The organism is Pseudomonas sp. MBLB4123, from assembly GCF_051904775.1.
In the GTDB taxonomy this organism is placed as follows: Bacteria; Pseudomonadota; Gammaproteobacteria; order Pseudomonadales; family Pseudomonadaceae; genus Aquipseudomonas; species Aquipseudomonas benzenivorans_B.
Window position 1 is genome coordinate 1115871 of sequence record NZ_CP196711.1, and the last position, 16716, is coordinate 1132586.

Consider the following 16716-nt stretch of genomic DNA (forward strand, 5'->3'; position numbering starts at 1 on the left):
GGAGGAGGGTAGGGCGGGCGCGAGGCGCACGCCCTCAGGCTATCAGATGTCGTCGAGGAACTTCTCGGCATCCAGGGCCGCCATGCAACCGGCCCCGGCGGAGGTGACGGCCTGGCGGTAGACATGGTCGGCCACGTCGCCGGCGGCGAAAACGCCCTCGATGGCTGTTGCGGTGGCATTGCCTTCGCTGCCGCCCTTGACCAGTAGGTAGCCGTCACGCATCTCCAACTGCCCCTGGAACAGGTCGGTATTGGGCTTGTGGCCGATGGCGATGAATACGCCGGACAGTGCCAGCTCCTTGGTCGCTGCGCTGGTGGTGTCCTGCAGGCGCACGCCGGTCACGCCGGTGGCATCGCCCAGTACTTCGTCCAGGGTGTGGTTCCAGTGCAGGCGAATGTTGCCGTTCTCGGCCTTGTCGAACAGCTTGTCCTGCAGAATCTTCTCCGCGCGCAGCTTGTCGCGACGGTGGACCAGGTGGACTTCCTTGGCGATGTTGGACAGGTACAGCGCCTCTTCCACGGCGGTGTTACCGCCACCGATCACGGCGACCACCTGGTTGCGATAGAAGAAGCCGTCGCAGGTGGCGCAGGCCGAGACGCCCTTGCCGGCGAACGCTTCTTCGGACGGCAGGCCGAGGTACTGAGCGCTGGCGCCGGTGGCGATGATCAGGGCATCGCAGGTGTAGGTGCCGCTGTCGCCCTTGAGGGTGAAGGGCCGCTGCTGCAACTCTGCGGTGTGGATGTGGTCGTAGACGATCTCGGTGTCGAAGCGCTCGGCGTGCTTCTGCATGCGCTCCATCAGCGCGGGGCCGGTCAGGCCTTCGACGTCACCGGGCCAGTTGTCCACTTCGGTGGTGGTGGTGAGTTGGCCGCCGGGCTGGATGCCGGTGATGATCACGGGCTTGAGATTGGCGCGGGCGGCATAGACTGCAGCGCTGTATCCGGCCGGCCCGGAGCCCAGAATGATCAAGCGCGAATGCTTGACTTCGCTCATAAAAACACCTCATAAGCCTTTGTCACAAAAGAGAATGCATGCTCCAATTGAGCCGCACGAAAGTTGTTGCGGGCTATGCTACACCGAAGCGGGGGCGAGCGGGAGTCGTGGGCGCCGGTGGCCGCCCAGCGTGGCAGCCCCCGGGTAAACCCGTACAATAGGCCAATTTCGCCGTTACCCTATGAATCGGCGCTTGCCGACGCAGGAATAGATGCGTTTTGAAGAACTCTAGCTCTACTGCTCAGGCGCCCGTCTGGCGCCAGCAACTGTCTTACCGGCTCAAGGAGGGCGCGCTGATCGCCCTGGGCGCCCTGTGCCTGTACCTTTGGATGGCGCTGCTGACCTACGATGCCGCCGATCCGGGCTGGACCCATACCAGCAACGTCGAGCAGGTGCAGAACGCCGCCGGCCGGGCAGGCGCCTGGTTCGCCGATATCCTGTTCATGGCCTTGGGGTATTTCGCCTACGTATTTCCGTTGCTGCTGGGCGCGAAAACCCTGCAGGTCTTCCGTGCCCGCCACCAGCCCTGGCAATGGAGCGGTTGGCTGTTTTCCTGGCGTCTGATCGGCCTGGTGTTCCTGATCCTGTCCGGTGCCACCCTGGCCTATATCCACTTCCAGGCCGGCTCCAGCATGCCGGCCTCGGCCGGTGGCGCCCTGGGCGAGAGCCTCGGCCAGCTGGCGGTCAATGCGCTGAACGTACAGGGCAGTACGCTGCTGTTCATCGCCCTGTTCCTGTTCGGCCTGACCGTATTCACCGACCTGTCCTGGTTCAAGGTCATGGACCTGACCGGCAAAATCACCCTGGACCTGGCCGAACTGATCCAGGGCCTGGTCAATCGCTGGTGGACTGCGCGCCAGGAGCGCAAACAGTTGCTCGTGCAGTTGCGCGAGACCGACGAGCTGGTCAGCGAGGTGGCCGCCCCTGTGGTCCGCGACCGCCGCGAGCAGGCCAAGGTCAAGGAGCGCCTGATCGAGCGCGAGGAGGCCCTGAGCAAGCACATGAGCGAGCGCGAGAAGCGCCCCGCACCGATCATTACCCCACCCGCCGAGCCGAAACCCGCCGAGCCGAGCAAGCGCGTGCTGAAGGAGAAGCAGGCGCCGTTGTTCGTCGATGCCGCGATCGAAGGCTCCTTGCCACCGATCTCCATCCTCGACGTGGCCGAAAAGAAGCAGAAGCAGTTTTCCCCTGAGTCGCTGGAGGCGATGTCGCGCCTGCTGGAGATCAAGCTCAAGGAGTTCGGCGTCGAGGTCCTGGTCGAGTCGGTGCACCCGGGGCCGGTGATCACCCGTTTCGAGATTCAGCCGGCCGCGGGGGTCAAGGTCAGCCGCATCTCCAACCTGGCCAAGGACCTGGCGCGCTCGCTGGCGGTGATCAGCGTGCGAGTGGTCGAGGTCATTCCCGGCAAGACCACCGTCGGCATCGAGATACCCAACGAGGACCGGCAGATCGTGCGCTTCTCCGAGGTGCTGTCGTCGGCCGAGTACGACGATGCCAAGTCGCCGGTGACCCTGGCCCTGGGGCACGACATCGGCGGCAAGCCGGTGATCACCGATCTGGCGAAGATGCCCCACCTGCTGGTGGCCGGCACCACCGGCTCGGGCAAGTCGGTGGGGGTCAACGCCATGATCCTGTCGATCCTGTTCAAGTCCCGGCCGGAAGACGCACGGCTGATCATGATCGACCCGAAGATGCTCGAGCTGTCGATCTACGAGGGCATCCCGCACCTGCTGTGCCCGGTGGTCACCGACATGAAGGAGGCGGCCAACGCCCTGCGCTGGAGCGTGGCCGAGATGGAGCGGCGCTACCGCCTGATGGCAGCCATGGGCGTGCGCAACCTGGCCGGCTTCAACCGCAAGGTCAAGGACGCCATTGAGGCCGGCACGCCGCTGCCCGACCCGCTGTACAAGCGCCAGAGCATGGAGGACGAGGCGCCACTGCTGCAGCCCCTGCCGACCATCGTGGTGATCGTCGACGAATTCGCCGACATGATGATGATCGTCGGCAAGAAGGTCGAGGAGCTGATCGCCCGAATCGCCCAGAAGGCACGGGCCGCGGGCATCCACCTGATCCTCGCCACCCAGCGGCCGTCGGTGGACGTGATCACCGGCCTGATCAAGGCCAACATCCCGACCCGCATGGCCTTCCAGGTGTCCAGCAAGATCGACTCGCGGACCATCCTCGACCAGGGCGGCGCCGAACAGCTGCTGGGCCACGGCGACATGCTCTACCTGCCGCCGGGCACCGGTCTGCCGATTCGCGTACACGGCGCCTTCGTCTCCGACGACGAGGTGCACCGGGTGGTCGAGGCCTGGAAGCAGCGCGGCACGCCGGACTACATCGAAGACATCCTGGCCGGCGTCGAGGAGGCCGGCAGCGGCTTCGAAGGCGGCGGCGAGGGCGGCGGCGAAGGCAGCGAGGAGGACCCGCTGTACGACGAGGCCGTGGCCTTCGTCCTGGAAAGCCGCCGCGCCTCCATCTCCGCCGTGCAGCGCAAGCTGAAGATCGGCTACAACCGTGCCGCCCGTATGATCGAGGCCATGGAGATGGCCGGCGTGGTGAGTTCGATGAATACCAACGGCTCGCGCGAGGTGATCGCGCCCGGGCCGGCTCGCGACTGATACCGGAAAACCGACTCCATGAGGAATACCATGCGCCTGATTCGCATGCTGATGCTGGCAGTGCTGAGCATCTGCAGTTTTACCGCCCTGGCCGCCGAGGATGCCGCCGTGCAGCGCCTGACCCAGTTGCTCAGCCAGGCCCAGACCCTTACCGCGCGCTTCTCCCAGCTGACCCTGGACGGCAGCGGCACCCAGTTGCAGGAAACCGCCGGGCAGCTGGCGCTCAAGCGCCCGGGGCTGTTCCGCTGGCACACCGACGAGCCGATGGAGCAGCTGCTGGTGTCCAACGGCGAGAAGGTCTGGCTCTATGACCCGGACCTGGAGCAGGTCACCATCCAGACCCTGGATCAGCGCCTGACCCACACCCCGGCCCTGTTGCTGTCGGGCGATGTGTCGAAGATCAGCGAGAACTTCGAGATCAGCCACAAGGAGGGCGGCAGCGTGGTCGACTTCACCCTCAAGCCCAAGGCCAAGGACAGCCTGTTCGACAGCCTGCGGCTGTCCTTCCGCAGCGGCGTGCTCAACGACATGCAGCTGATCGACAGCATCGGCCAGCGCACCAATATCCTGTTCCTCAATGTGCAGATGAACGAGAGCCTGGATGACGGGCAGTTCAGCTTCGACATTCCCGAGGGCGCGGACGTCATCCAAGAGTAAGAGGCCGCCATCCGGTTCCATGGACCTGTTCAGCAAGGCTCCCGTCGCCCAACCCCTGGCCGCCCGCCTGCGCGCGGCCAGCCTGGACGAGTACGTCGGCCAGGAGCACCTGCTCGCCCGCGGCAAGCCGCTGCGCGAGGCGCTGGAGCAGGGCGCGTTGCACTCGATGATCTTCTGGGGCCCGCCGGGGGTCGGCAAGACCACCCTGGCGCGGCTGCTGGCCCAGGTCACCGACGCCCATTTCGAGACCATTTCCGCGGTGCTGTCCGGGGTCAAGGAGATCCGCCAGGCGGTCGAGGTGGCCCAGCAGCACGCCGCGCAGTACGGCCGGCGCACCATACTGTTCGTCGACGAGGTGCACCGCTTCAACAAGTCGCAGCAGGATGCCTTCCTGCCCTATGTGGAAGACGGCACGCTGATTTTCATCGGCGCCACCACCGAGAATCCGTCCTTCGAGCTGAACAACGCCTTGCTGTCCCGCGCCCGCGTCTACGTGCTGAAGAGCCTCGACGAGGCGGCGCTACGCAGGCTGGTGACGCGGGCCCTGAGCGACGTCCGGGGGCTGGGCGAGCGCCGCCTGAGCCTGCCGGATGCCAGTTTCCAGATCCTCCTGGCCGCCGCCGACGGCGACGGCCGACGCCTGCTCAACTTCCTGGAGAATGCCGCGGACCTGGCCGAGGATGGCGGCGAGATCAGCGTCGAGCTGCTGCAGGACCTGCTCGGCGACAGCCGCCGGCGTTTCGACAAGGGCGGCGAGGCCTTCTACGACCAGATCTCGGCGCTGCACAAGTCGGTGCGTGGCTCCAGCCCGGACGGCGCGCTGTACTGGTTCGCGCGCATGCTCGATGGCGGCTGCGACCCGCTGTATATCGCCCGCCGCGTGGTGCGCATGGCCAGCGAGGATATCGGCAACGCCGACCCGCGGGCGCTGACCCTGTGCCTGAATGCCTGGGACGTGCAGGAGCGCCTGGGCAGCCCCGAGGGCGAGCTGGCGGTGGCCCAGGCCATCGTCTACCTGGCCTGCGCGCCGAAGAGCAATGCCGTCTACAACGCCTTCAACACCGCGATGCGCGATGCCGCGGAGCAGGGCTCGCTGGAGGTGCCGCTGCACCTGCGCAATGCGCCGACCAAGCTGATGAAGGAGCTGGGCTACGGCGACGAGTACCGCTACGCCCACGACGAGCCCGATGCCTATGCCGCCGGCGAGGACTACTTCCCCGAGCAGCTGCCGCCGCGCCGCTACTACCAGCCGGTGCCCCGGGGCCTGGAGCTGAAGATCGGCGACAAGCTCAGGCACCTCGCCGAGCAGGATCGCGCCAGCCCGCGGCAACGGAGAAAGCCATGATCGGCGCCACCCTGGCCGTGGCGGCCGGCGGCGCGACGGGCTGCCTGCTGCGCTTCGCCACGGCGAACTGGATCAATGCCCACTGGCCGCAGCATTTCAATATCGCCACCCTGGCGGTGAACCTGGTCGGCTGCCTGCTGATCGGCTACCTCTACGGGCTGTTCCTGTTGCGCCCAGAGGTGCCGCTGGAGCTGCGCGCCGGCTTGATCGTCGGCTTCCTCGGCGGCCTGACCACCTTCTCATCCTTTTCCCTCGACACCCTGCGCCTGCTGGAAAGCGGCCAGGCGCCACTGGCCATCGGCTACGTGGCGCTCAGTGTGTCGGGTGGCCTGCTCGCGACCTGGGCCGGCCTATCCTTCACCAAACTCTGATCGACGAGAACCCGACATGCTCGACTCCAAATTGGTGCGCACCCAACTGCAAGATATTGCCCAGCGCCTGGCGACCCGCGGCTTCGAACTGGATGTAGCGCGTTTCGAGGCGCTGGAGGCCCAGCGCAAGACCGTACAGACCCGTACCGAACAATTGCAGGCCGAGCGCAACAGCCGCTCCAAGGCGATCGGCCAGGCCAAGCAGCGCGGCGAGGACATCGCGCCGCTGCTGGCCGACGTCGACCGCATGGGCAACGAACTGGATGCCGGCAAGCAGGAGCTGGATGCCATCCAGGGCGAGCTGGACAGCCTGCTGCTGAACATCCCCAACCTGCCGCATGAGTCGGTGCCGATCGGCGACGACGAGGATCACAACGTCGAAGTGCGCCGCTGGGGCACGCCCAAGCAGTTCGATTTCGAGATCAAGGACCATGTGGCCCTGGGCGAGCAACACGGCTGGCTGGACTTCGAGACCGCGGCCAAGCTGTCCGGCGCGCGTTTCGCCCTGCTGCGCGGCCCCATCGCCCGCCTGCACCGCGCCCTGGCGCAGTTCATGATCGACCTGCACACCCGCGAGCACGGCTACGAGGAGGCCTACACCCCCTATCTGGTGCAGGCCCCGGCCCTGCAGGGCACCGGCCAGCTGCCGAAGTTCGAGGAAGACCTGTTCAAGATCGGCCGCGAGAACGAGGCCGACCTGTACCTGATTCCCACCGCCGAGGTGTCGCTGACCAACATAGTCGCCGGCGAGATCCTCGAGGCCAAGCAACTGCCGCTCAAGTTCGTCGCCCACACTCCATGCTTCCGCAGCGAGGCGGGTGCCTCCGGCCGCGACACCCGCGGCATGATCCGTCAGCACCAGTTCGACAAGGTGGAAATGGTGCAGATCGTCGAGCCGAGCACCTCCTACCAGGCGCTGGAGGAGCTCACCGGCAATGCCGAGAAGGTCCTGCAGCTGCTCGAGCTGCCGTACCGGGTGCTGGCCCTGTGCACCGGCGACATGGGCTTCGGCGCGACCAAGACCTACGACCTGGAAGTATGGGTGCCGAGCCAGGACAAGTACCGGGAGATCTCCTCCTGCTCCAACTGCGGCGACTTCCAGGCGCGGCGCATGCAGGCGCGCTTCCGCAACCCGGAGACCGGCAAGCCGGAGCTGCTGCACACCCTCAACGGCTCCGGCCTGGCGGTGGGCCGCACCCTGGTGGCGGTGCTGGAGAACTACCAGCAGGCCGACGGCAGCATCCGCGTGCCGGAAGTGCTCAAGCCCTATATGGGTGGCATCGAAGTGATCGGCTGAGCAGTCGGGTGGAAAGGGCCCCGGGTCTTTTCCACCCAATCCCGCCCGCGCTGGAAGATGCTGCGCGGTTTTCCACCCCTACCTTTCTTGCTCGTCGAGGCCGCGATGGATTTCCTACCCCTGTTCCATAAGCTGCAGGATCGCCGGGTGCTGCTGGTCGGCGGCGGCGAAGTGGCCCTGCGCAAGGGGCGCCTGTTGGCCGATGCCGGTGCGACGCTGCGGGTGGTGGCGCCCGAGGTGCGCGACGAGCTGCGCGAGTTGGCCGGGCAGGGCGCCAATCAGCTGCTGTTGCGCGGTTACCGGCAGGAGGACCTGGCCGGCACGGCGCTGGTCATCGCCGCCACCGACGACGAGCCGCTCAATGCGCAGATTTCCGAACAGGCCCAGGCCCTCGGCATCCCGGTCAATGTGGTGGATGCGCCGACGCTGTGCAGCGTGATCTTCCCGGCCATAGTCGATCGTTCGCCGTTGATCGTCGCGGTCAGCAGCGGCGGCGATGCGCCGGTGCTGGCACGGCTGATACGGGCCAAGATCGAGACCTGGATTCCCGCCGCCTATGGCCAGTTGGCCGGCCTGGCCAGGCGCTTCCGCGCCCGGGTCAAGGCGCTGCTGCCCGACGTGCAGCAGCGTCGGGTGTTCTGGGAGGAGGTGTTCCAGGGCCAGGTCGCCGAGAGCGTGTTCGCCGGCAAGCCCCAGGAGGGCGAGCGCCTGCTCGAGGCGAAGATCGCCGGCGCCGCGCCCCAGGCTCTGGGCGAGGTGTACCTGGTCGGCGCCGGGCCGGGTGACCCGGACCTGCTGACCTTCCGCGCCCTGCGCCTGATGCAGCAGGCCGACGTGGTGCTCTACGACCGCCTGGTGGCCCCGGCGATCATCGAGCTGTGCCGGCGCGACGCCGAGCGCATCTACGTCGGCAAGCGCCGCGCCGAGCATGCCGTGCCCCAGGAGCAGATCAACCAGCGCCTGGTGAGCCTGGCCAAGGCGGGCAAGCGGGTGCTGCGCCTGAAGGGCGGCGATCCCTTCATCTTCGGCCGCGGCGGCGAGGAGATCGAGCAGCTGGCGGCCCAGGGCATTCCCTTCCAGGTGGTGCCGGGCATCACTGCGGCCAGCGGTTGCGCGGCCTATGCCGGCATCCCGCTGACCCATCGCGACCATGCCCAATCGGTGCGCTTCGTCACCGGCCACCTCAAGGACGGCAGCTGCGACCTGCCCTGGTCCGAGCTGGCGGCGCCGCGCCAGACCCTGGTGTTCTACATGGGCCTGGTCGGCCTGCCGCTGATCTGCGAGCGGCTGGTCGCCCACGGCCGCGCCGCGGACACCCCGGCGGCGCTGATCCAGCAAGGCACCACCAGCAACCAGCGGGTCTTCACCGGCACCCTGGCCAACCTGGCCGATCTGGTCGGCCACCACGAAGTGCATGCCCCGACTCTGGTGATAGTCGGCGAGGTGGTGCAGCTGCGCGACAAGCTGGCCTGGTTCGAAGGAGCGCAGGCCGACGTCTGAGTCCGGGGCTCGGCCGCTCAGGGCCGCTGCCAGCCCCCCTTGCCGGGCAGGCGCTCACGGTCGTGGGGGCGGGCGAAGTCCAGCGCCGGCCCGCGCGGCACTATGCCGGTCGGGTTGATGGAGGCGTGGCTGGCGTAGTAATGGTTCTTGATGTGCTGCAGATCCACGGTGGGCGCGACACCCGGCCATTGGTACAGCTCGCGCAGCCAGTGGGACAGGTTGGGATAGTCCTCGATGCGTCGCAGGTTGCACTTGAAGTGACCGTGGTACACGGCGTCGAAGCGAATCAGGGTGGTGAACAGGCGCCAGTCGGCCTCGGTGAGGTGCTCGCCGGCCAGGTAACGCCGCTCGCCGAGCAGGGCGTCGAGGTGGTCCAGCTCGGCGAACAGCTCGGCGAAGGCCTCCTCGTAGGCCTGCTGGCTGGTGGCGAAGCCGGCGCGGTAGACGCCATTGTTGACCGCCGGGTAAATGCGCTCGTTGAGGGTGTCGATCTCGCCGCGCAGCGCCTGTGGGTAGAAGTCCAGTCGATTGCCGGTCAGGCCGTCGAAGGCCGAGTTGAACATGCGGATGATCTCCGCCGACTCGTTGCTGACGATGCGTCTTTGCCGCTTGTCCCACAGTAGCGGCACGGTCACCCGGCCGCTGTAGCGGGCATCGTCGGCGGTGTAGCGCTGATGCAGGAATGCATGGTCATCCAGCGCATCGCCCGTGGAACCGTGATCCGGGTCGAAGGTCCAGCCGTCATCGCGCATCAGCCAGCCGACCACCGAGACCCCGACCAGTTCCTCCAGCCTCTTGAGCCTGCGCAGGATCAGGGTGCGGTGGGCCCAGGGGCAGGCCAGGGATACATACAGGTGATAGCGGCCAGCCTCGGCGGCGAAGCCGCCTTCGCCGCTCGGCCCGGGGGCGCCATCGGCGGTGATCCAGTGGCGCCGCTGGGCCTTCTCGCGCTTGAACTGGCCGTCCTCGCCCGTGTCGTACCACTGGTCGTGCCAGCGCCCATCGATCAGCAGTCCCATTGCGTCCGTCCTCTTCTGTTGGAAAGTAGAGGTTCAGTCTATCCAGACCTGCTCGATAGAAAAACGCAAAACCATGGCTTATATGATCGACTAACTAGATGGGTCTCCGGGCTTCCCAGCGCCGTTGGGCCTCGGCGAAGGCTTCCTCGCGCGGGGTGCCCAGGGCGCGTAGGGCCAGGGCCATGGTGCTCAGCACGGCCAGCCGGCCGTAGGCATCCTCGGCGTCGTCGCGCCAGAACGCCAGCAGATGCGCGGGTTCCAGGTGCTCGGGTTTGACGTGGCGCTGCGGCGACAGGGGTGGCCAATCTTCGTCCCAGGTGTTCCCTTGGGCCGTGCCGTAGAGGTGGCTGGTGGCGTCGGGGTTGATCTCGATCTCGCCGCCTTCGCCCTTGATCACCACGGCGCTATCGCCGAGCAGTTGGCTGGCCTCGCGGTGCACCGCCTGGTAGCCGGGATGGAAGATGCTCTGCAGGCCGCAGCGCGCGCCAAGGGGATTGAGGATGCGCGCCAGGGAATGGATGGGCGAGCGCAGGCCCAGGGTGTTGCGCAGGTCGATCATGCGCTGCAGCTGCGGCATCCAGGCCCCCAGCGGGATGAAGGCCAGGCGCTGGTCGTCCAAAGCCCGCTCGACTTCGCCCCAGTTCTGGCACAGGGGGATGGCCAGCGGGGCGAGGCACTGCTCGCTGTACAGGCGCCCGGCGGTGTGGGCGCCGCCGCCGTGCAGGAGGATGCGCACGCCACTCTGGGCCAGGGCCTTGGCCGCCAGGAGGAACCAAGGCAGGTGGCGCTTCTTGCCGGCGTAGCTCGGCCAGTCCAGGTCCACGGCTATCGGAGGCGCCTGCAAACGCTCGCGGATGGCCTCGGCGAAGCCGGCCATCTCCTCGGCGCTCTCCTCCTTGTGCCGCAGCAGCATCAGGAAGGCGCCGAGCTGGGTGTCCTCGACTTTGCCGTCCAGCAGCATGGCCATGGCTTCGCGGGCCTCGGCGCGGGTCAGGTTGCGCGCGCCGCGCTTGCCCTTGCCGAGGATGCGCACGAACTGGGCGAAGGGGTGTTCGGGTGGGGCTGCGAGGTTCATAGGCAGTTCGTCGGTTTGGGCAGGCCCGCCAGCTTGGCGGCGAGTTTGGCGGGAGCGCCTTTGAACAGCAGGTTCAGGTGCAGGCTGCTGCCTTTTTCCGGTCCCAGCTTGAGCGCCGCGTACTTGATCAGCGGGCGATTGGCCGGCGACAGCTGGAACTCGGCATAGAAACTGCGCAGCAGGTGGAGGATTTCCCAGTGATCGTCGCCCAGGTGCAGCCCCTCATCGCGAGCCAGGGCCTCGGCCACGGCTGCGGACCAGTCATCCAGCTCGGTCAGGTAGCCATCCTTGTCCAGTGCGATGGCGCGACCATCGACCATCAAGTGCTTCATAGCCAGCTGTTGACCTTGGCGAAGCGGCAGCTGAGTGCGACGAACCCCGGATAATCCACCGCCTGCACCCGGGAGGGAGGGGCGATGGCCCGGGCTTCGAGGTCTTCGGCCAAGGCAAACAGGGCAACGCCTTCGGGCACCTGCTCGAGTGCCTGACGCGGCGCGCTGCCGGCGCTCAGGGCGTACACCGCGTTTCCGCTGAGCAGCAGGCCATCGGTCGGCCCGAGCAGGCGCAGGCAGCTGCTCAGGCGGCTGTCGGAGAAGGGCGAATGGGAGAGTACGTGCAGGGTTGCCATCAGAGGGTAATCACCTGGTCATAGCGGTCGATAAGCGCCTTGAGAGCCTCGTCATCCAGTATCTCGGCGGTCAGCGCCAGCGGTTGATCGGCCAGGCCACGCTCTTGCAGGCTGCAGGCCGCGGCATACAGCGACTCGACGCCGAACATCGGTAGCGCCTGCAGGTTGGCACCCAGGTCTTTCTGCTGCAGGGCCTTGGGCTGTTGCCGCGGGATGAGCTGAAATACTCCGTCATCGAGAAACAGCAGGGCGATCGGCAGGTCGAAGGCACCGCCGGCCAGGGCGATGTCCAGTGCCTCGCGGGCGCTAGGGCCCGCCCAGGGCGCCTGGCGGCTGATGATCAGCAGGGATTTACTCATCTCACGGGCCTCCAAAGCACAGCAGGCGATCGGCCGTCTGCGCCGCTTCATGCAACTGGCCCAGGCCGGACAGTTCCCAGGGCGCCTCCAGGTTGGCCGCGCTGCGACCATAGCGCCGGGCTTCCTCCTCGTTGAGCACGCCGCGACGCAGAGCCGCGGCGATGCACACCACGCCGTCGAGCTGGTGCGCCTGGACGAACGCGCGCCATTCGGCGGGCAGGTCCAGTTCATCCTGGGGGGGGATCACGTTGTTCGAAGCGCTGTGCACGCCATCCTGATAGAAGAACAGGCGCACGATCTCATGCCCGCCGGCCAATGCCGCCTGGGCGAAGCGCAGGGCGCGGCGCGAGGAGGGCGCGTGGGGGGCGGAAAACAGGGCGATGGCGAATTTCATGGGTAGGCCAAGCGGGAAGTCTGCCGGAATGATAAAGCCTGCACGCGCAAGATGCTCGCCGCAGGCATGAAAAAGCCCGCCGAAGCGGGCTTTCGATTGGCGCGGATGGATCAGTCGTCGCCCATCAGGCCGAACAGCTGCAGCAGGCTGACGAACAGGTTGTAGATCGACACGTACAGGCTGATGGTGGCCATGATGTAGTTGCGCTCGCCGCCGTGAATGATCTCGCTGGTCTGATAGAGGATGCAGGCCGAGGAGAACAGCACGAAGCCGGCGCTGATCGCCAGTTGCAGGCCGCTGATCTGGAAGAAGAAGCTGGCCAGGATGGCGCCGAGCAGGACGAAGAAACCGGCGGTGATGAAGCCGCTGAGAAAGCTCATGTCCTTGCGGGTGGTCAACACGTAGGCGGACAGGCCGCAGAACACCAGGGCCGTCATGGAGAACGCCGAGCTGACCACTTCCGCACCGTTGGCCATGCCCAGGTAGCGGTTGAGGATCGGGCCCAGGGTGTAGCCCATGAAACCGGTCAAAGCGAGGGTGGAGACCAGGCCCCAGGGCGAATTACGCAGTTTCGCGGTGAGGAAGAACAAACCGTAGAAGCCGATCAGCACCACGAAGATATTCGGGTAAGGCACGTTGGCCCGTTGGGCGAAGAACGCCACCAGGCCGCTGAAGGCCAGGGTGATGGCCAGCAGGCCGTAGGTGTTGCGCAGGACGCGGCCAACCTCTTGTTGCTCAACCTGCGAGTGGCTGAGAGCGTAATCTTGTTCGCGCATGGCGACACTCCTTATTAAAGTGCTGGTGGTTCCGTGATCAGGCTGAACTCGATCATAACAGAGCATAGGACAGTGCCAAGCCGCAGAGTTTGACAGTGTGTTGCGTTCCGGTAAGATTGCCGCCCGCAGCAACGCCGGAAGCGTGGCAGAGCGGTTGAATGCAACGGTCTTGAAAACCGTCGAAGGGGAAACTCTTCCGTGAGTTCGAATCTCACCGCTTCCGCCATACGACTGAAAACCCCTGATCGCCCCACGGCTCAGGGGTTTTTTCGTTTTTCAGCCCGTTGTTGATCCTGCGCCGCCGATCTGTCACCGCGCCACCCTGCAGCTGTTGCCCTTTCCTTGGTGTACGCCTGTCGTCCCGCTGGCTTGTCGGGCCGGCAGGGCTTCGCGGTCAGGCGTTGCGACCCGATAAGCGAGAGCCATCCGCGATGAAGCCTGGGCTGCGGCCTTTTCCGGGCGCTCGGCGTGGGCAGGCGTCTGGCACTCGTTGCGCAATGCCCGCCGTATGGTGCGTCTCTCTCCGGTCAGTCCGAAACTATTGCATGGTCTGCGCAGGCGGACTCAGGTGATTGGTCTTGCGTAAATTAATTAAAAATACCTTATAAAACAGCTATCTATGCGTGCAGATAGTGATGGCTTGGGTTGTCGACAAATCCTTGACAATGCGTGGGGCCGATTCTTTAGTTAGCTGTGGGAGAGGGATGATTTATCAGTTTTTCGCGAAGGAGAGGGCGCGAATAACCTTGGAACAACGCTAGGGGAGATTGTGATGGACCGGCCAATACGCACCCCGGACAAGGGGATGTCTGCTCACAATCGAATTCTGTCAGTTCCTCCGCATGGTCCTCCCGCCTCCTGAGCCGTAGTGCCGACGAACTACGGCGCCATTCCTAAGTCCTCGCAGTTTCGCGACAGGGTTGCAGTTGACTGCCGCGAAGAGGGCTTGTTGTGGCCCTGGATTGAGTCAGCTGCATCCGTGTTCTGCGCCGATCGCGCGGGGGTGCTTCATGCGGCCTTGACAGTGGCCGGGCTGCGAGAAAACGCTAACGAGGACAACGCCATGAAGACCCTGTTACTGGAGAACGTGGACAGACTAACCCCAGGGGATTGGAAGATTTCCGTCCGTGCGGGTGGTTGGGAGCCGGTTCCCGCGCTGGCCAGCGAGCTGTCGGAGGGCGAGGGCCGGCGTGACTTCCTGAGGCTCACGGCGGCGGCCATGGCCGCCCCGCTATTGTTCGCCTCCGCCGACAGCGAGGCCCGCCGGCGGCGCCGTGGACGCGATCCGGAGCCGGACCCCGAGCCCGATGAGCCGACTCCGCCGGCCGTGCCGCCCAGCCCGGCGAGCATTCCCTGGGTCATGGAGTTGCCGGAGGAGCCCCCCGTGCTGGAGGCCAGCGAACTGGACCCGCTCCCCACCGGTTTGGCGCAGACCGCCCTGGGCGAATGCGGGCGTGACAAGCACCAGCGCTGGGCCGAGCTGTATGCCACCCCACGTGAGTACCCGCCGGTTCACTACATGTTGAGCGTGGAGGAAAACGACGACTGGGAATTCAACCCGGCCTACCCCAAGCAACGTATCTGGGGCTTCACCGGCGACTCGTCCAAGGCCACCACCCCGGGGCCGACCATCCTGGCCCGCTATGGCGAGCCGGTGGTGGTGCGCTTTCGTAACAACCTGCCGCAGAACCATGTCGGCTTCGGTTCGCCGGAAATCTCCATGCACCTGCACAACGCCCACGTCGGCTCCGAGAGCGACGGCTTCCCCGGCGACTACTTCAGCCCGCTCAAGGCCGGCCCGACCCTGGCCGCGCCGGGACGCTGGAAGGACCACTTCTACTCGAACATCTACGCCGGCTACGACGAGCTGCAGAACGGTATCGGTGACGAGCGCAACGCCCTGGGTACCCTGTGGTACCACGACCACACCTTCGACTTCACCGCGCCCAACCTGTATCGCGGCATGGCCGGTTTCTACCTGCTGTACGACCATATCGACTCGGGCGACGAGCGCGACCCCAGCCCGACGGCCCTGCGCCTGCCCAGCTACCCCTACGACTATCCGCTGAGCTTCGGCGACCGCCGCTTCGGCGCCGACGGCATGCTGGTCTACGACCAGGTGGGGCCGGACGGCACCCTGGGCGACAAGGTCGCGGTCAACGGCCTGATCGAGCCGGTGCTGAAGGTAGCCCGGCGCAAGTACCGCTTCCGCCTGCTGGATATCGGCCCGAGCCGCATCTACGAGTTCTTCCTGACCCGTACCAACGGCGTATCGCAGACCTTCGACTACATCGCCAACGACGGCAACCTGCTGCCGGCGCCGCTGCGCAATCAGGTCAGCGTGCGCATCGCCGTGGCCGAGCGGGCCGATATCGTCATCGACTTCTCCAGGTACGCGCTCGGCACCGAGCTGTACCTGTCCAACCGCCTGCAACAAGTCGAGACGCGTCGGCACGAAGGGCTGGGCGCCGCCACCCCGGTGCTGAAGTTCATCGTCGACCGCGAGCCAGACGAGCAGGATCTGAGCCAGGTGCCGAACGTGCTGCGCGAGCTGCGGCCGCTGGACCCGGCGGAGATCGCCGCGGCGCCGGTCAGGCGCTGGGTGTTCGAGCGCAGTAACGGCATGTGGGCGATCAACGGCCAGTTCTTCAACCCCAACCAGCCGCGGGCGGTCATTCCCAAGGGCGGCGCCGAGGTCTGGGAGCTGGTGAACATCGACAACGGCTGGGATCACCCCATCCATATCCACTTCGAGGAGGGGCGCATCCTCAGCATGACCCGCGACGGCGTCGAGGTGCCCGTGCCGCCGCACATGCGGGGACGCAAGGACGTCTACCTGCTAGAGCGCAACTCGAGCTTCCGGGTGTTCATGCGCTTCCGGGACTTCGTCGGCAAGTACGTGATGCACTGCCACAACCTGATCCACGAGGATCACGCGATGATGCTGCGCTGGGACATCAGGGAAGACGACTAGTCGCCGCGACGGAGGTATTGCCATGAATACGCGAAGAAAACTGCTGGCCGGAATGGGCGCGGTGGCGCTGGGCGGGCTGCTCTGGCAGCGCTTCCCGGCGGAGGCGGACGGCGAGGTCGAGGAGGCCGTTCAGGCCCCCGAGGACACCTACTTCCCCAACGTCTGGGTCACCACCCATGAAGGTGAGCGGGTGCGCTTCTACGACGACCTGGTGCGCGGCAAGATCATCACGGTCAACATGATGTACGTGGACTGCGCCGGCGTCTGCCCGACCATGACCTCGAACCTGCGCAAGGTGCAGGAACTGCTCGGTGAGCGGCTGGGTGAGGAGGTGTTCATGTACTCCATCACCCTGCAGCCTTTGCTCGACCGTCCGGAACAGCTCAAGGAGTACGTCAGGCAGCAGCGCCTGTTGCCCGGCTGGAAGTTCCTCACCGGTGACCCGGCCGATATCACCCGATTGCGCTACGGCCTGGGCTTCTACGACCCGGACCCGGAAGTCGACCGCAACCTGGCCACCCATACCGGCATGCTGCGGGTCGGCAACGACCGCAACGAGCGCTGGACCATGGCGCCGGCCCTGGCCGACCCGGAGCGCATCATCACCACCATCAACCATGTCGATGGGGCCATGGTGCACACCGTCCACCGGGGGCGCGAGGGTGCCAGCCGCATCGGCTAGCGGGGGCATGCTCTACGGGAAGCGT

The 16716-nt window shown here is 66.1% G+C and carries 16 protein-coding genes and 1 tRNA gene; 9 read left to right on the forward strand and 8 right to left on the reverse strand.

What is annotated here, in order from left to right:
* Positions 1 to 42: 42 nt before the first annotated feature.
* Positions 43 to 993 (reverse strand): thioredoxin-disulfide reductase, encoded by a 951-nt coding sequence (gene trxB, locus ACSX1C_RS05400; RefSeq protein WP_318639667.1) that lies wholly within the window; start codon positions 991 to 993, stop codon positions 43 to 45.
* A gap of 218 nt (positions 994 to 1211) precedes the next feature.
* On the opposite strand from trxB, the gene ftsK reads away from it, so the two are divergent.
* The 6 genes from ftsK (at position 1212) to cysG (ending at position 8784) form a co-directional block, all read left to right on the forward strand.
* Complete coding sequence (gene ftsK / locus ACSX1C_RS05405) at positions 1212 to 3614, forward strand: DNA translocase FtsK (protein WP_439888563.1); 2403 nt, start codon at positions 1212 to 1214, stop codon at positions 3612 to 3614.
* A gap of 30 nt (positions 3615 to 3644) precedes the next feature.
* Positions 3645 to 4271 (forward strand): outer membrane lipoprotein chaperone LolA, encoded by a 627-nt coding sequence (lolA, locus tag ACSX1C_RS05410; protein WP_439888564.1) that lies wholly within the window; start codon positions 3645 to 3647, stop codon positions 4269 to 4271.
* A gap of 19 nt (positions 4272 to 4290) precedes the next feature.
* Positions 4291 to 5616 (forward strand): replication-associated recombination protein A, encoded by a 1326-nt coding sequence (locus ACSX1C_RS05415; protein ID WP_439888565.1) that lies wholly within the window; start codon positions 4291 to 4293, stop codon positions 5614 to 5616.
* A complete protein-coding gene (gene crcB / locus ACSX1C_RS05420; protein WP_439888566.1) occupies positions 5613 to 5987 on the forward strand; it encodes a fluoride efflux transporter CrcB in 375 nt (124 codons plus the stop codon). The genes ACSX1C_RS05415 and crcB overlap by 4 nt, the downstream gene beginning before the upstream one ends.
* Before the next feature lie 16 nt (positions 5988 to 6003).
* Positions 6004 to 7284, forward strand: coding sequence for a serine--tRNA ligase (gene serS, locus ACSX1C_RS05425; protein ID WP_439888567.1), 1281 nt, complete (start codon positions 6004 to 6006; stop codon positions 7282 to 7284).
* A 105-nt stretch (positions 7285 to 7389) separates the two neighbouring features.
* On the forward strand, positions 7390 to 8784 hold the full coding sequence (gene cysG, locus ACSX1C_RS05430) for a siroheme synthase CysG (protein ID WP_439888568.1): 1395 nt from the start codon (positions 7390 to 7392) through the stop codon (positions 8782 to 8784).
* 17 nt (positions 8785 to 8801) lie between these two features.
* Here cysG and ACSX1C_RS05435 read toward each other — a convergent pair whose 3' ends face one another.
* The 7 genes from ACSX1C_RS05435 to ACSX1C_RS05465 form a co-directional block, all read right to left on the reverse strand.
* Positions 8802 to 9803, reverse strand: coding sequence for a glutathione S-transferase family protein (locus ACSX1C_RS05435; protein WP_439888569.1), 1002 nt, complete (start codon positions 9801 to 9803; stop codon positions 8802 to 8804).
* A gap of 94 nt (positions 9804 to 9897) precedes the next feature.
* Positions 9898 to 10878, reverse strand: coding sequence for a glycosyl transferase family protein (locus ACSX1C_RS05440; protein WP_439888570.1), 981 nt, complete (start codon positions 10876 to 10878; stop codon positions 9898 to 9900).
* Positions 10875 to 11210 (reverse strand): TusE/DsrC/DsvC family sulfur relay protein, encoded by a 336-nt coding sequence (locus ACSX1C_RS05445; protein WP_439888571.1) that lies wholly within the window; start codon positions 11208 to 11210, stop codon positions 10875 to 10877. The genes ACSX1C_RS05440 and ACSX1C_RS05445 overlap by 4 nt, the downstream gene beginning before the upstream one ends.
* Entirely contained in the window at positions 11207 to 11506 is a 300-nt protein-coding gene (gene tusB / locus ACSX1C_RS05450) for a sulfurtransferase complex subunit TusB (protein WP_439888572.1), read from the reverse strand. Before tusB ends, ACSX1C_RS05445 begins: the two co-directional genes overlap by 4 nt.
* Positions 11506 to 11865 carry a sulfurtransferase complex subunit TusC gene (gene tusC / locus ACSX1C_RS05455; protein WP_439888573.1) on the reverse strand — a complete coding sequence of 120 codons (360 nt, stop codon included), beginning with the start codon at positions 11863 to 11865 and terminating at the stop codon, positions 11506 to 11508. Before tusC ends, tusB begins: the two co-directional genes overlap by 1 nt.
* 1 nt (position 11866) lies before the next feature.
* Complete coding sequence (gene tusD / locus ACSX1C_RS05460; RefSeq protein WP_439888574.1) at positions 11867 to 12259, reverse strand: sulfurtransferase complex subunit TusD; 393 nt, start codon at positions 12257 to 12259, stop codon at positions 11867 to 11869.
* Positions 12260 to 12369: 110 nt separating this feature from the next.
* Positions 12370 to 13035 carry a Bax inhibitor-1/YccA family protein gene (locus tag ACSX1C_RS05465; protein ID WP_318639654.1) on the reverse strand — a complete coding sequence of 222 codons (666 nt, stop codon included), beginning with the start codon at positions 13033 to 13035 and terminating at the stop codon, positions 12370 to 12372.
* Between the two features lie 136 nt (positions 13036 to 13171).
* On the opposite strand from ACSX1C_RS05465, the gene ACSX1C_RS05470 reads away from it, so the two are divergent.
* The 3 genes from ACSX1C_RS05470 to ACSX1C_RS05480 all read left to right on the forward strand — a co-directional run bounded on the left by ACSX1C_RS05470 (position 13172) and on the right by ACSX1C_RS05480 (position 16691).
* A tRNA-Ser gene (locus ACSX1C_RS05470) sits at positions 13172 to 13261 on the forward strand.
* Between the two features lie 837 nt (positions 13262 to 14098).
* On the forward strand, positions 14099 to 16009 hold the full coding sequence (locus tag ACSX1C_RS05475; protein ID WP_439888575.1) for a multicopper oxidase family protein: 1911 nt from the start codon (positions 14099 to 14101) through the stop codon (positions 16007 to 16009).
* A gap of 22 nt (positions 16010 to 16031) precedes the next feature.
* Positions 16032 to 16691 (forward strand): SCO family protein, encoded by a 660-nt coding sequence (locus ACSX1C_RS05480; protein ID WP_439888576.1) that lies wholly within the window; start codon positions 16032 to 16034, stop codon positions 16689 to 16691.
* The last annotated feature ends 25 nt before the right edge of the window (positions 16692 to 16716 follow it).